Annotated in this window: 15 protein-coding genes, 1 tRNA gene and 1 other RNA gene; 5 read left to right on the plus strand and 12 right to left on the minus strand. The window is 39.8% G+C overall.

The genetic code is table 11. From position 1 onward, the window contains the following. From PSN35_RS03100 to PSN35_RS03120, 5 genes are all read left to right on the plus strand, one after another. The coding region (locus tag PSN35_RS03100) for a hypothetical protein (RefSeq protein WP_300029291.1) at positions 1 to 191 on the plus strand (191 nt) is incomplete at its 5' end. Positions 192 to 613: 422 nt separating this feature from the next. Next, a tRNA-Ser gene (locus PSN35_RS03105) sits at positions 614 to 701 on the plus strand. 29 nt (positions 702 to 730) lie between these two features. Further along, positions 731 to 856: non-coding RNA, RtT sRNA (locus PSN35_RS03110), on the plus strand. Between the two features lie 62 nt (positions 857 to 918). Further along, positions 919 to 2,841 carry a M3 family metallopeptidase gene (locus PSN35_RS03115; RefSeq protein WP_300029294.1) on the plus strand — a complete coding sequence of 641 codons (1,923 nt, stop codon included), beginning with the start codon at positions 919 to 921 and terminating at the stop codon, positions 2,839 to 2,841. 32 nt (positions 2,842 to 2,873) lie between these two features. Further along, positions 2,874 to 3,089, plus strand: coding sequence for a hypothetical protein (locus tag PSN35_RS03120; RefSeq protein ID WP_300029297.1), 216 nt, complete (start codon positions 2,874 to 2,876; stop codon positions 3,087 to 3,089). A gap of 52 nt (positions 3,090 to 3,141) precedes the next feature. Here the strand turns inward: PSN35_RS03120 and fabF are convergent, their stop codons facing one another. The 12 genes from fabF to PSN35_RS03180 all read right to left on the minus strand — a co-directional run. After that, positions 3,142 to 4,380, minus strand: coding sequence for a beta-ketoacyl-ACP synthase II (gene fabF / locus PSN35_RS03125; protein ID WP_300029300.1), 1,239 nt, complete (start codon positions 4,378 to 4,380; stop codon positions 3,142 to 3,144). Positions 4,381 to 4,459: 79 nt separating this feature from the next. Continuing rightward, positions 4,460 to 4,687, minus strand: a complete 228-nt coding sequence (gene acpP / locus PSN35_RS03130) for an acyl carrier protein (RefSeq protein ID WP_053952101.1) — start codon at positions 4,685 to 4,687, stop codon at positions 4,460 to 4,462. Between the two features lie 84 nt (positions 4,688 to 4,771). After that, positions 4,772 to 5,455 (minus strand): 7-cyano-7-deazaguanine synthase QueC, encoded by a 684-nt coding sequence (gene queC, locus PSN35_RS03135; RefSeq protein ID WP_300029304.1) that lies wholly within the window; start codon positions 5,453 to 5,455, stop codon positions 4,772 to 4,774. Beyond that, a complete protein-coding gene (parE, locus tag PSN35_RS03140; protein WP_300029307.1) occupies positions 5,448 to 7,331 on the minus strand; it encodes a DNA topoisomerase IV subunit B in 1,884 nt (627 codons plus the stop codon). Before parE ends, queC begins: the two co-directional genes overlap by 8 nt. A gap of 97 nt (positions 7,332 to 7,428) precedes the next feature. Next, the gene (gene rpoH / locus PSN35_RS03145; RefSeq protein ID WP_300029311.1) at positions 7,429 to 8,271 is read right to left on the minus strand and encodes an RNA polymerase sigma factor RpoH; all 843 of its coding nucleotides are present in this window, start codon (positions 8,269 to 8,271) and stop codon (positions 7,429 to 7,431) included. A 46-nt stretch (positions 8,272 to 8,317) separates the two neighbouring features. Continuing rightward, positions 8,318 to 8,923, minus strand: a complete 606-nt coding sequence (gmk, locus tag PSN35_RS03150; RefSeq protein WP_300029314.1) for a guanylate kinase — start codon at positions 8,921 to 8,923, stop codon at positions 8,318 to 8,320. Beyond that, the gene (locus PSN35_RS03155) at positions 8,923 to 9,192 is read right to left on the minus strand and encodes an oxidative damage protection protein (protein ID WP_300029317.1); all 270 of its coding nucleotides are present in this window, start codon (positions 9,190 to 9,192) and stop codon (positions 8,923 to 8,925) included. The genes gmk and PSN35_RS03155 overlap by 1 nt, the downstream gene beginning before the upstream one ends. After that, positions 9,189 to 10,718 (minus strand): murein biosynthesis integral membrane protein MurJ, encoded by a 1,530-nt coding sequence (murJ, locus tag PSN35_RS03160; protein WP_300029320.1) that lies wholly within the window; start codon positions 10,716 to 10,718, stop codon positions 9,189 to 9,191. The genes PSN35_RS03155 and murJ overlap by 4 nt, the downstream gene beginning before the upstream one ends. Positions 10,719 to 10,732: 14 nt before the next feature. Further along, positions 10,733 to 11,530 (minus strand): acyl-ACP--UDP-N-acetylglucosamine O-acyltransferase, encoded by a 798-nt coding sequence (lpxA, locus tag PSN35_RS03165; RefSeq protein WP_300029323.1) that lies wholly within the window; start codon positions 11,528 to 11,530, stop codon positions 10,733 to 10,735. 32 nt (positions 11,531 to 11,562) lie between these two features. Beyond that, entirely contained in the window at positions 11,563 to 12,006 is a 444-nt protein-coding gene (fabZ, locus tag PSN35_RS03170; protein ID WP_300029326.1) for a 3-hydroxyacyl-ACP dehydratase FabZ, read from the minus strand. A gap of 2 nt (positions 12,007 to 12,008) precedes the next feature. Continuing rightward, positions 12,009 to 12,974: a UDP-3-O-(3-hydroxymyristoyl)glucosamine N-acyltransferase gene (gene lpxD / locus PSN35_RS03175; RefSeq protein WP_300029329.1), complete on the minus strand. Its 966-nt coding sequence runs from the start codon at positions 12,972 to 12,974 to the stop codon at positions 12,009 to 12,011. Positions 12,975 to 12,998: 24 nt separating this feature from the next. Beyond that, positions 12,999 to 13,695: BamA/TamA family outer membrane protein (locus PSN35_RS03180; protein ID WP_300029331.1), on the minus strand; the 697-nt coding region annotated here is incomplete at its 5' end.

The raw sequence follows: 13,695 nt of genomic DNA on the forward strand, positions 1-13,695 counted from the left end.
TTGCCGGCATTAAAGCACACTACAATCCTGAAGATTTAGAAGGTCGTTTAACGGTGATGGTGGCTAATCTGGCGCCAAGACAAATGAAATTTGGCTTATCTGAAGGCATGGTGCTGGCAGCGGGTAATGGTAAAACATTACATATTTTATCGCCGGATTCAGGTGCACAACCAGGCATGAAAATCAGCTAATTACTGCGTCTTTTTTCATTCTATTTTGTTAGGTTGTAAAAATTTTTCAATCACATAATTGTTAGCTATGCTTGATCAAATTTTTTTACAATCTGCCTCATACAATAAAAAAATACTGACAACTGTTGTGCCTTTCTAGATAAGTAAAATTTAGAAAATAATGGAAATGACTGCTTGAAAGTCAAAATCCTTAATAAATTCCTATTAAAAATGGTATTTTTGGCTAATAACAAGCTATTTTTAAGCGCTTTTTAATCACAAGGCGTCAACGTCTATAAAATTTAGCAAATTCTTTAAATGGGTAGATTTAAGGCGATATTAACGTAAAATATCTCTTTTTGGAAAGAAGTAAGGGCGGTTTGTGTTACTCGCTTGGAAATCTTTCCAAGATAAGAAAATATTTAGACCATTTGATTTATATTGGAGAGATGTCAGAGTGGTTTAATTTGCTCGCTTGGAAAGCGGGTGTACGGTAACGTACCGAGGGTTCGAATCCCTCTCTCTCCACCATTATTTAAGCACCTGCGAAGCGGGTATTTAAATAATGGATATTGAGGTAGATAAGAACCCGAGTAGAGGGTTTGGGTGGAGCGTAGCGTAACAACGTTATCACTTGTGATAACGGCCCGTAGGGTGAGCGTAGTGAATATTCCCTCTCTCCACCAATTTCCCCTATTCTACTAGAACCTTTCTAGATAAAAAGTTTAACTACATTTTTTACCACAGTATGAAAAACCCTATACCGAATTTCCAACCAGAAAATATTGTTGAAACCGTTGAGAAACTCACCCAACAAGGGCTTGAGGTGATTGCTCAAGCTGAACAGGGCAATGATTGGGATAGTGTTATTTCTGCTACCGATGATTTTGAATGTGAATTGGGTCGTCTAACCAGTGTGAATTCACACCTAAATGCAGTGATGTTTAACGATGAGTTTAATGAGCAGTATGAGCAAACACTGCCCATTATTACTAATTTTTATTCTGAAATTTCAAGCAATAAGGCTTTGTATCAAGCTTATAAAAATTTAAAGAATACTCAGCTTAACGACCAACAATCTCACATTTTAAATGATGCAATTGATGGTTTTGAGTTGTCAGGCGTGGGTTTAGAAGGTGAGCAATCTAAGCGCTTTAAAGCCATTAAAGAGCGCTTGAGCTTGCTGAGCAATCAGTTTTCAAAAAATTCACTTAAAGCCACCAATGAATGGACAAAAGTTGTATCACTTGATGAGCTTAAAGGTTATGGCGAAACAGAGCTTGCTAAAATTAAAACCGACAATGGTTACGAGTTAAATCTACAAGTACCTGTGTATATGGATGTGATGACCTATCTTGATAATCAGGCGCTGCGAGAAGAGGTATATCGTGCCTATGTGTCACGTGCGTCTGAGTTAGGCATTACTGATAAAGCATATGACAATAAAGTCATCATGGATGAGATTCTCCTACTGCGTCATGAAATGGCTAATTTATTAGGCTTTAAAGATTACGCAACGTTGTCGATTGAATCAAAAATGGTTGAAAGTGTCGAGCAGATAATAGATTTTTTAACGGATCTGGTGACTAAATCTAAGCCGCAGGCGCAAGCGGAGCTCGATGAATTAACGCAATTTGCAGGTATGGAACTTAAATCATGGGATGTGGGTTTTTATAGTGAGCAATTAAAAGAGCAAAAATTTGGTTTTAAAAAATCAGAGTTAACGCCATATTTTCCTGAATACAAAGTTTTAAAAGGCTTGTTTTCTACAATTGAACAACTCTACCGGGTCACAGTTAGCTATGCTGATGAGTCAAGTTATCATGCAGATGCTCGTGTGTTGGAAATCATGCAGGGCGATGTATTAATTGGCAAAATTTACCTAGATTTATACGCTCGCCAAGATAAGCGTGGTGGCGCATGGATGGCGGATTATCAACCACTGCATGACAACGAAATACCGGTAGCCTTTGTTGTGTGTAATCTAAATTCACCCAGTGAAGGCAAGCCTGCATTGTTTGAATTTGACGAAATTGTTACCATATTCCATGAATTTGGCCATGCGCTACATCATGTATTGACTAAAGTGAAATATGCTTGCGCTGCTGGTATATCAGGTGTTCCTTGGGATGGTGTTGAACTACCCAGTCAGTATATGGAATTTTTCTGTTATGAGCGTGAGGTGGTTAAAAAAATGTCTTCACATGTTGACACTCATGCACACTTACCCGATGAACTCTATGATCGATTAATTGCCGCTAAAAACTTTCAATCAGCTATGGGCATGTTGCGTCAGTGTGAATTTTCGTTATGGGATCTTAAAACGCATACAGATACACAAGATACTTACGGTGTTTTAGAAGAGGTTCGTAAGGACACTGCGCTTATGCCAGCAATTAACGAAAATCGTTTTTTAAATACGTTTGGCCATGTTTTTTCTGGTGGCTATGCGGCAGGCTACTTTAGCTATAAATGGGCCGAGGTGCTGGCTGCAGATGCTTATTATTATGTTCAAAAACAAGGTGGAATAGGCTCTCAAGCCTCACTTGATTTTCTACATCAGATATTAGAGACAGGCGGTAGCCAGGACTTTATGAAAAGCTACGAAACCTTTAGAGGTTCAAAGCCATCAATTGACGGCTTGTTACAGGCCAATGGCATTGTAAATTAGGTACAATGCTTTTTTATTTTTAGGAGATGATTATGATTAAATTTATTATCAGTGTTGTTATTATTTTGGCACTAATTGGTGGTGCTATTCAATTTGTTTCAACAGCTGAAAGCTGGGCTTTAGTGGTTAATAAAGAAGCAGCAATGAGTAGTATTCAAAATGGCGCGATAGCCGTTTATGAATTTATTAAAGAATTGATTGCAGATGCAGACCAAATTAAAGGCGTGGATTTAGCGATTGAAAAATAAACTTAAACCTTGATTCAAGTCTTAAATGCCTAGCAATTGCTAGGCATTTTTTTTACACTTTGGAAAGTAAGATGGTGCCATTGGTGCCACCAAAGCCAAATGAGTTAGAAATAGCGTGGTTGATCGTCATCTCTCTGGCGCCATCAGCACAATAATCCAAATCACAATTTTCATCTTGATTGATAATGTTAATGGTTGGTGGTGCTATTTGATCCCTAATAGCAAGCGCGGTAAATATGGCCTCAATACCGCCAGCAGCACCCAATAAATGCCCTGTCATGGATTTTGTAGAACTCATCACTATATTGTAAGCATGATCACCTAAGGCAAGCTTAGCAGCGTCAGTTTCTGCTTGATCACCCGCTGGGGTTGAGGTGCCATGAGCATTGATGTAATCAATTTGTTCAGCATTAATACCTGCATTGCGCATGGCATTTTTCATACAGCGCGCTGCACCTTCGCCACCTTTTGAAGGCAGGGTCATGTGATAAGCGTCACCACTCATGCCGTAACCTGAAACCTCTGCATAGATTTTTGCACCACGCGCTTTGGCGTGTTCGTATTCTTCTAACACCACCACACCAGCGCCATCACCCAAGACAAATCCATCACGATCCTTGTCCCAAGGGCGAGAAGCAGTTGATGGGTCGTCATTGCGAGTGGATAGGGCGCGAGCAGCAGCAAAACCACCCAGGCCACAATTAGTGGTTGACATTTCCGCGCCACCTGCAATCATCACGTCAGCATCACCATATTCGATTAAACGAGACGCATCGCCAATATTATGTGTGCCAGTTGTGCAGGCAGTTACAATGGCAAAATTTGGCCCTTTAAAGCCATATTTGATCGATAGATTGCCAGAGATCATATTAATGATTGAAGAGGGGACAAAGAAAGGCGAGATGCGCTTAGCACCTTTTTCTCTAAACAGGTCGGCTGTTTTTTCAATCGTACCTAGGCCACCAATGCCAGCACCAATAGCAACACCAATACGCTCAGCATTTTCGTCAGTCACTTCAATGCCAGAGTCCTCAAAGGCCTGAATGCCAGCAGCCATGCCGTAATGAATAAAAGTATCCATTTTTTTGGCATCTTTAGGCTTTAGGTAATCTGTAATATCAAAATCTTTAACAGAGCCACCAAAAGTGACTGACTGACCTTCAGTTTCAATATTGGTTAAGGTGTTAATGCCAGATTGACCAGCTAAGATATTTTTCCAAGATTCTTCAATGGAATTTCCTACGGGAGAAACAATGCCCATGCCAGTAATAACAACTCTTCTTTTGCTCATAATTGATACTCTTAAAAATTAAAAAAGGCGCTTAATTCATTGAAGAAAGCGCCTTATTGTTTAGCTAACTAAACGGAAGTTACAAATTGTTATTAACGTAGTCAATCGCTTGTTGAACAGTTGTAATGTTTTCTGCTTGATCATCAGGGATTTCACAGTCAAACTCTTCTTCAAGAGACATTACTAATTCAACAGTATCTAGAGAGTCTGCACCTAAATCGTCAATGAATGAAGCGTTGTTATCGATGTCACCACTTACGTCTAATTGCTCAGATACAACTTTCTTTACTCTTTCCTCAATGCTCATTTGTTACTTCCTGTTTGATTTAATAAAGTTATTATTTTATCTTTTATTGGCTATAAAACAAGCCTAAATTGCAAAAAAATAGAATTAATTTTGATAGCGTGTAGGATCGTCGATCCCTGCTTCAATAAAGCCAAGTTTTCGATATTCACAAGCGTCACACACACCACAAGCCTCTCCTTGTTCATTGGCCTGATAACAGGTGGTGGTTTTGGAATAATCAACCCCTAATAACAGCCCTTGTTGAATAATTTGAGCTTTATTAAGTTGAATTAACGGGGTGTGTATGCTGGTTTTATGACCTTCAACACCTTGCTTAGTGGCCAAATTGGCCATTGTTTCAAATGCATCGATATAGGTTTGACGACAATCCGGATAACCTGAATAATCAAGTGCATTAACTCCGATAAAAATATCTTGACAATCCAGTACTTCAGCCCAAGCTAGTGCGTAGGATAGGAAAATAGTGTTACGAGCAGGGACGTAGGTAACAGGTATCTCGTCGCTTTGCACAAAATCAGGCACTGCAATAGCGTCATCTGTGAGTGCAGAGCCACCAATATCTGATAGTGATATTTTCATAATTCGATGCTCTTTGGCGTCAAACTGGGTGGCAATATTGGCGGCAGCGTTTAGCTCAGATTTCTGTTTTTGACCATAGTCAAAACTAAGTGCATAACAGTCAAACCCCTTGGATTTTGCAATGGCTAGTGTTGTTGTTGAGTCTAAACCGCCTGATAACAATACAACTGCTTTTTTTGAACTAGACATTAGCCAAATTACCTTTTTCTTCTAGCCATTTTTTGCGATCACTGGCACGTTTTTTACTCAGCAACATGTCCATGGTTTGATCAACTTGAAGTGGGTTGTCTAAGGTTAGTTGGATTAACCGTCGTGTATCAGGCAGCATGGTGGTCTCTCGTAATTGAGCCGGATTCATTTCTCCCAAGCCTTTGAAACGCTGAACTTGAATTTTAACGCGTTTATTGTCGTTTTCAATTTTACGAATAATACTATCTCGCTCACCATCATCTAAGGCGTAATAAACTTGCTTGCCTGCATCAATTCGATAGAGTGGCGGCATAGCGACATAAATATGCCCCTCTTTAACCAATCGTGGAAAATGCTTGACAAATAATGTGCAAATCAAGGTGGCAATATGCGCACCATCGGAGTCAGCATCGGCAAGAATACAGATTTTTCCGTATCTCAAGCCTGACATGTCTTCACTATTGGGCTCTAAACCAATAGCAACACTAATATCATGAATTTCGTTGCTGGCCAATACTTGCTCAGAATCAACCTCCCAAGTGTTTAAAATCTTACCTCTAAGCGGCAAGATTGCTTGGTATTCTTTGTCTCTAGCTTGTTTGGCAGAGCCACCAGCAGAGTCTCCCTCAACCAAAAACACTTCAGTTTGCGACAGATCGGTACTGGTGCAATCTGAGAGTTTTCCAGGAAGGGCGGGGCCGCTAACAATTTTCTTGCGAACCACTTTCTTGTTGGTTTTAAGTCGTGCCTGTGCATTAGAAATAGCTAGTTGGGCAATTTGTTCAGCAATGTCAGTATGCTGGTTAAGCCACAAGCTAAAGGCATCTTTAACGACGTTAGTCACGAATCCAGCACACTCTCTAGAAGACAGCCTTTCTTTGGTCTGACCAGAAAACTGTGGGTCTAGGATTTTAATGGATAATACATACGAAATTTTCTGCCAGACATCATCAGGGGTTAGTTTGATGTTTTTTGGAATTAGATCTCTAAATTCACAAAATTCTTTTAGGGCATCAGTGAGACCTGAGCGCAATCCATTAACATGCGTACCACCACCGATGGTTGGAATCAGATTAACATAGCTTTCAGCCACAACATTGGTGTTATATTGAGTCCATGCAAGTGAGCAGTTGAGTTGTTGTTCGTCCGATGCAAAATCGACCACAAAAGGTTTTTCAGGCAGGCAATCAAGCCCATCTAGCGCCATTGAAAGGTAATCTTTTAAGCCTTCTTGGTAGAGCCACTTATCTGTAGTATCGTCAATTTCATTGTGAAAATTAACCTCAAGACCTGGGCACAGTACAGCTTTAGAGCGCAGGTTGTGACGTAATTTAGTTGCTGAAAATTTGACCGTATCAAAAAATTGAGCATCTGGCGTAAACTTAACTTTGGTACCTGTATTGCGCTTGCCAACGGTTCCGATTACTTCGAGCTCGGTTTTTTTAAATCCATCTGCAAAAGTGATGTAATGCTCTTTGGCATCGCGTTTAATCCAAATTTCTACCGAGGTGGATAGGGCGTTAACCACAGAGATACCTACGCCATGTAGGCCACCTGAAAACTGGTAAGAGTCATTAGAGAATTTACCACCTGCATGAAGTTTGGTTAGAATCACCTCGACACCAGATTGACCTTCACCTTCGTGAATATCAACCGGCATACCTCGACCATTATCTTCAACCGATAGCGACCCATCTTTGTAGAGTACAACATTGATTTTATTAGCATGGCCAGCAACTGCCTCATCAACACTATTATCAATAACTTCTTGCGCTAAATGATTAGGTCGTTCGGTTTCAGTGTACATGCCAGGGCGTTTGCGCACTGGTTCAAGCCCAGTTAAAACCTCAATCGAGGAAGAATCGTAATCACTCATATGCCACTAACCCAAGAATATATCTGGCAAGTATCATACCAAAAAAAACCCCGTAAAAACGAGGCTTTTAAAAGCGAATTAATTTAACAAAAAAATATTAAAGCTCGGCAGTTTCCAGGCTTAATTTAAGTTTTTGCATGGCTTTATTTTCAAGTTGGCGAACACGCTCTGCAGAAACGCCGTATTTGTCTGCCAGTGTATGCAAAGTGGTTTTTTGCTCTTGTAGATATCTAGATTGCAAGATATCCAGGCTTCTTTCATCGAGTAATGACAAGGCTTGATAAAGCTTCTGCTGTTGATTTTTTTGAGAATCGTCAGTTAAAAGCAATTGCTCAGGCGTTTGAGTGTTTTCACTGGTTAAATATTGCTCAGGCGCATTTGAATCTTCATCATCAGTATTTTCAAAGGCAACATCATTAAATTGCAAACGAGACTCCATCTCCAATACATCTTTGCGTCGAACCCCTAAATCTTGAGCAATTTGATCTGCTTGATCATTGTTGAGTGAGTTGTAAATCTGCGCTTTGGCTTTCTTTAATTTGAAGAATAGCTTACGCTGCGCCTTAGTGGTTGCCACTTTAACAATTTTCCAATTCTTGAAGATAAATTCATGGATTTCTGCGCGAATCCAGTAAACCGCAAATGATGCTAAGCGCACATTTTTATGTGGATTAAAGCGTTTAACTGCTTTCATTAATCCAATGGTACCTTCTTGAATTAGATCCGCTTGCTCTAGGCCGTAGCCTTTGTAACCGTGCGCAATGAAAGCAACAAAGCGCATATGTGATAGCACTAATTTTCTAGCAGCACTTAAGTCATGCTGTTCATACAACTGTATAGCAAGCTCATGCTCTTCTTCAGCAGTAAGAATTGGAGGGTATTTTTGAACACCTAAAGCGCCAGCTGTGCTCGTTGCTGGTAGTGCAAACTCTGTACTCATTAAAATATAGTAACTAGTGAATATTATTAAGGATTAATATTATAGGTTAAATCAAAGCGTTAAGCAAGGATTGATGTTTAACTGATTGTTGCGACAACAATAACCGCTGTGAATGAATGATACTCGATAGCTCGCCCAATGCCGTGTCAAAGTCATCGTTAATCACTAAATAGTCAAATTCATTGTAATGCTGCATTTCACTTACCGCGTCTTGCATGCGTCTATTAATAATACTCTCATCATCTTGACCACGGCCCGTTAAGCGTTCGCGTAGCGCAGATTCTGATGGTGGCAAGATGAAAATACCAATGGCATCACCAAAGCTTTTTTTGACTTGTCTAGCGCCTTGCCAGTCAATTTCCAAAATAACGTCAGTACCTGTTGCGAGTAAATCTCTAACAGTTTGCTTGGCACTGCCATAGTAATTATCAAAGACTTGTGCAGATTCAATAAAGCCATTGTCTCGGTTAATTTGATCAAACTCATCTTTTGAGACAAAGAAGTAATTTTTGCCATGCACTTCACCAGGGCGCGCATTGCGCGTTGTGTGTGATACAGATACACATAAGTTTTGCGTTTGCTCAATAAGCGCCTTAACCAATGAGGTTTTGCCACATCCTGAGGGGGCGGCCACAATAAATAAATTAGCCATTATGGTTGAGGCGTGTAACCTTTAATATCGTCAGCACCTTCTGCAGAAAAGAAAAATTTATCCATTTGTTCTTTTAGGTATTTTTGTGCATTAGCATCCATCATGCTTAAATTATTTTCATTAATAATCATGGTTTGATGATCAAGCCACTGTTGCCAACCTTGTTTTGACACATTGGCCAATATCCTTTGCCCTAATTCACCAGGATAGGGTGCACGCTCAAGTGCCTCAAGTTCTTCGTTTAATTTAACACAGTGGACGGTATTCATAGTTTTCTCAGGTTAATGCCTAGTAATTTTAGACTTAAAAAATAAACAAACACTGACAAAGAGATAGTGACACCTAGCATCGATATACGCGAGAGAGCATCAGCTGCTAAATAGACACTATTAACTTGATCAAAGTTCAAAATAAAGATGCTCATTATAAAGCTTGCCAAACAAACTTTAAAAAACATTTTTATTAAATCATTAGAAAAATGAAAGATTTTTTGCTTGGCTAAATAAAAATAAAGCACAGAAGCATTAATTAGTGCAGAGAGTGATGTGGCAACTGCTAAGCCAACATGATCATAGTAATAGCCTAATACAACATTTAAGATAACATTTGAAAGCATGGCGATAATGCCTGCTTTTACCGGTGTCTTGGTGTCGCCACGAGATAAAAAAACAGGGGCTAAAATCTTTACAGTAATAAAGGCCACAAGACCAGATCCGTATGCCATTAAACTTAAGGCTGATTGCTGAGCAGCGAAAACACTAAAAGCATCATACTGGAATAGCGTAATAATCAAAGGTTCGGCCAGTAAAACCAACCCTGCACAAGCAGGCAAGCCTAAAATCAACCCTAGCTTTAACGCATAATCAATCGTTCGAGTAAACTGCTGAGTGTCTTTATTGGCGTAATGCACGCTCAACTTAGCCAATGCTACAGTAGCTAGTGCAATACCAATAAGCGCTAAAGGTAGCTCAAGCAAACGATCTGAATAGTACAGCCAAGAAACGCTACCACTAACTAAAACTGAGGCAATCATGGTATCAATCAATAGATTAATTTGAGAAACAGAAACGCCGAATAATGCTGGAAGCATGCGTTTTTTAAGTGTTTTTACCGATTGGTGATCACCCTTGGTGAATTTGGGTAGTTTGTTAATTTTAAGCAAAAAAGGAATTTGAAATAATAACTGTAAAACGCCACCAATTAACACGCCCCAAGCTAACGCCATAATTGGCTCATCTAAGTACTGCGATAAATAGATGCTTGATAAAATCATACTCAGGTTGAGTAGTACTGGGGTAAATGCTGGCACAGCAAATTGATCATAAGTATTTAAAATACTGCCAGAAAAGGCCACCAAGGAAATTAACAATAGGTAAGGAAAAGTAATTCTTAGCATGTCTGATGCTAAATTAAATTTAGTTAAATCCTCACTAAAATAAAAACCCCAAGCAAACATGAAAATGATCACTGGCGCTGCAACCACGGCAATTACAGTAATAATAATGAGTATTTTTAAGAATTTAGTGCCTATGTGGTTAATGACACGTTGCACCTCTTGCTCAGATTGATTAACTTTGGCATCTGCTAGAATAGGGATAAAAGCTTGAGAGAAAGCGCCTTCACCAAATAATCGCCTTAAGAAGTTTGGAATGCGAAAGGCTACTAAAAATGCATCGGTTAGGCCATTTGCACCAAAATATTTTGCTATAAAAAAATCACGCACCAAGCCTAAAATGCGTGACAAAAAAGTCATGGCAGTAACAACACCGCTTGACTTTAAAAAGGATTTATCCATAAATTGGCGGCGTGTTATTCCTCAACTGGGCCACGCATAATGCCTACTTTTGAGCCACGAATACAATTAACAAATTGCATCACCTCGGGGCTGTCAGCTTCTGAAGCTTCAAGTTCACTAAGCATCTGGTCAAGTAGTCGACCAGTAGACTCTCTGTAAACCACTTTAAAGGCGCGCTTAATAGAGGCAATGGAACTCGATGAGAATCCGCGTCGACGCATACCTTCGGCATTAATACTGCGAACGCGCGTTTGGGTGCCGGAGGCTACCATATAAGCTGGAATATCTTTATTTACGTGACAACCCATACCAATGTAGGTGTGGATGCCAATCATGCAAAATTGTTTAACCAGTGTAAAGCCACCCAAAATTGCCCAGTCATGTACACGAACATGGCCTGCTAACGAAGCATTATTGGACATAATGACATGATCACCAATTTGACAATCGTGTGCGATATGAACATACGCCATAAGCATATTGTTAGAACCAACTCGAGTTAATGATTTTTCTTTTTCTGTGCCACGATTAATGGTGCAAAATTCTCTAATAAGATTTTCATCACCAATGACTAAGTTGGACTCTTGACCTTCTTCATAAGTGATATCTTGAGGGTCGCCACCAATTGAAGCGAACGAATAAATATGGTTGTTTTTGCCAATTTTAGTCGGCCCTTGAATCACAGCATGCGATTCAACAATTGTGCCTGAGCCAATTTCAACATTAGCACCAATAATCGCATAAGCGCAAATTTCAGCATTTTTATGAACCTTGGCACTCGGGTCTACAATTGCACTTGGATCTATCGCCATGTTATTCTCCTCAAGAATTATTGGTTAATTGACTAATCAGCAGCTTTTTGAGTGCACATTAGCTCTGCTGTGGACACCACTTTACCGTCAACGGTTGCTTGACATTTGAACTTCCAAATACCGCGTTTAACTGTCATCACCTCAACCTCTAATCGAAGCTGATCACCTGGCTCAACCATGCGTTTAAATCGCACCTTGTCAACACCAACCAACATGTAAATTTGCCCATCAATTGGCTTGCCCACTTCTGATTTAAACGCCAATATGCCAGTAGCTTGAGCTAGAGCTTCAACAATTAAAACACCCGGCATGATTGGCTGTGCAGGAAAATGACCTGTAAACTGAGGCTCGTTAACCGTTACATTTTTTAAGGCAACCAGTGACTTACCTACTTCCAATTCAAGTACGCGGTCAACCAGTAAGAATGGGTAGCGATGCGGTAGGTAATTCTTAACGTCTTGAATGTTCATTTCCATGGTTATTTTCCTTTTAAGTAGTTAAGTTTGATGTTTAAATATTTTGTGATTTTATCAAGTTTTGTTAACCAAACGCCAACAATCTGCCATTTTTTATGAGGCATGAGCGGCATGATGCCAGTATACATGCCGGCACTATTAATGTTTTTGTCAACTGTGCTTTTGGCGTTGATAATAACGTCATCACAAATATTAAGATGGCCAACAATACCAACCATGCCACCAATCATGCAGCGCTCGCCAATTTTAGTACTGCCTGCAATACCGCTGCAAGCTGCAATGGCAGTATCTTCACCAATAATAACATTGTGAGCAATATGGATAAGATTATCCAGGCGAACACCATTATGAATAATTGTATCACCCAGTGTACCTCGATCAATGGCGGTGTTAGCACCAATAGTTACCTGATTGTTAATAATAACCCTGCCCAAATGAGCAATTGCGTGCCAATGCTGCTGATTATCCCTAGCATTACCAAAACCTTCCGAGCCGATAACAACGCCAGAATCAATCACCACATCATTGCCAACTTGACACTGATGATGAATGACACTATTGGCGCCAATCGTGACGTTGTTACCAATAATAACTTCATCTTCAAGTACAACATTTACACCGATAGTACAGTTATCACCAATCTGAACATTTTTACCCATAGTCACACTCGGATGAATACCGATCATGAGTGAATTTTCCGGTCTGAAATGTTGCGATAATTTTGCAAATGCCACAGGTGCATCTTTAACAATAAGTGCATTGGCAGGGCGGGAATCCTTCAAAGACTTGTTAATAATCACTGCACCAGCTTGGGTATTGTCTAATTGGTTTGAATATTTGTTACTCGCCACATAGCTTAATTGGTCAGCTTGCGCTTGATCAATGCTAGCCAAGCCTAAAATTTGATAGTTTGCATCGCCAATTAATTCAGCATCAATCAGTATTGCAATCTCCCCCAGGGTGCGCATTATGTAATAACTGTATTCATATAATTAAAAACTTGTGCCCAGTGTAAATTCAACCGTTTTGGTTTTGTCATCTGTCTTCTTAATTAGCGGTGTAGCAGCATAAATTCCAAGCGGGCCAACTGGTGTTAACCATGAAAATGCCACACCAGTTGACATACGAATTTCATCAAAGCTTAAGTTGGAGGCTTTTTCTTCAACCGATCCAGCATCAATAAATGCACTTAGTCGCATATTTTTACTGTCTTTCATAAAGGTCAGCGGAGAAATAACAGAGGCACTCATGAGTATGGATAACTCACCACCTTTGGCAATGTCAGTATCTGTGTATTTTACACCAAGAGAGTTAAAATCAAAACCACGCACTGATGAACTACCACCCCCATAATAGCGTTTAAAAAACGGTAATTCTTTGCCGCCATAACCTTGCCCAAGACCAATGGTGCCCTTAAGGTTTAGTGTTAAATTTTTGCTTAATGGATGGTAACTCTTATGCGAAGCATCCAATTTATAGTACTTAAAACCAGCAAAGGCTACATCAAGGCCAAGATTATTCTTGTTGCCCTCAGTTGGAAAACTATAGTCATTTAAAGTGTTATTGCTCCAATCTATACTAACTTTTATTTCGGTTTCTTTGTCATCAGCGCACTGCTCAGGTTCAAGCCCTTCGCCCGTGTAATCTATACCACCTGTTATATCGCCGACTTTAGTTACTTTTACTTTT

Origin of the sequence: Candidatus Thioglobus sp. (genome assembly GCF_028599055.1) — a bacterium.
Taxonomy (GTDB): Bacteria; Pseudomonadota; Gammaproteobacteria; order PS1; family Pseudothioglobaceae; genus Thioglobus_A.

Coding starts and splice junctions, on each gene's coding strand:
- fabF (WP_300029300.1), bottom strand. CDS start 4,380: ATGAGCAAAAGAAGAGTTGTTATTACTGGCATGGGCATTGTTTCTCCC.
- queC (WP_300029304.1), bottom strand. CDS start 5,455: ATGTCTAGTTCAAAAAAAGCAGTTGTATTGTTATCAGGCGGTTTAGAC.
- gmk (WP_300029314.1), bottom strand. CDS start 8,923: ATGGCTAATTTATTTATTGTGGCCGCCCCCTCAGGATGTGGCAAAACC.
- PSN35_RS03120 (WP_300029297.1), top strand. CDS start 2,874: ATGATTAAATTTATTATCAGTGTTGTTATTATTTTGGCACTAATTGGT.
- parE (WP_300029307.1), bottom strand. CDS start 7,331: ATGAGTGATTACGATTCTTCCTCGATTGAGGTTTTAACTGGGCTTGAA.
- fabZ (WP_300029326.1), bottom strand. CDS start 12,006: ATGGAAATGAACATTCAAGACGTTAAGAATTACCTACCGCATCGCTAC.
- lpxD (WP_300029329.1), bottom strand. CDS start 12,974: ATGCGCACCCTGGGGGAGATTGCAATACTGATTGATGCTGAATTAATT.
- murJ (WP_300029320.1), bottom strand. CDS start 10,718: ATGGATAAATCCTTTTTAAAGTCAAGCGGTGTTGTTACTGCCATGACT.
- PSN35_RS03155 (WP_300029317.1), bottom strand. CDS start 9,192: ATGAATACCGTCCACTGTGTTAAATTAAACGAAGAACTTGAGGCACTT.
- lpxA (WP_300029323.1), bottom strand. CDS start 11,530: ATGGCGATAGATCCAAGTGCAATTGTAGACCCGAGTGCCAAGGTTCAT.
- acpP (WP_053952101.1), bottom strand. CDS start 4,687: ATGAGCATTGAGGAAAGAGTAAAGAAAGTTGTATCTGAGCAATTAGAC.
- PSN35_RS03115 (WP_300029294.1), top strand. CDS start 919: ATGAAAAACCCTATACCGAATTTCCAACCAGAAAATATTGTTGAAACC.
- rpoH (WP_300029311.1), bottom strand. CDS start 8,271: ATGAGTACAGAGTTTGCACTACCAGCAACGAGCACAGCTGGCGCTTTA.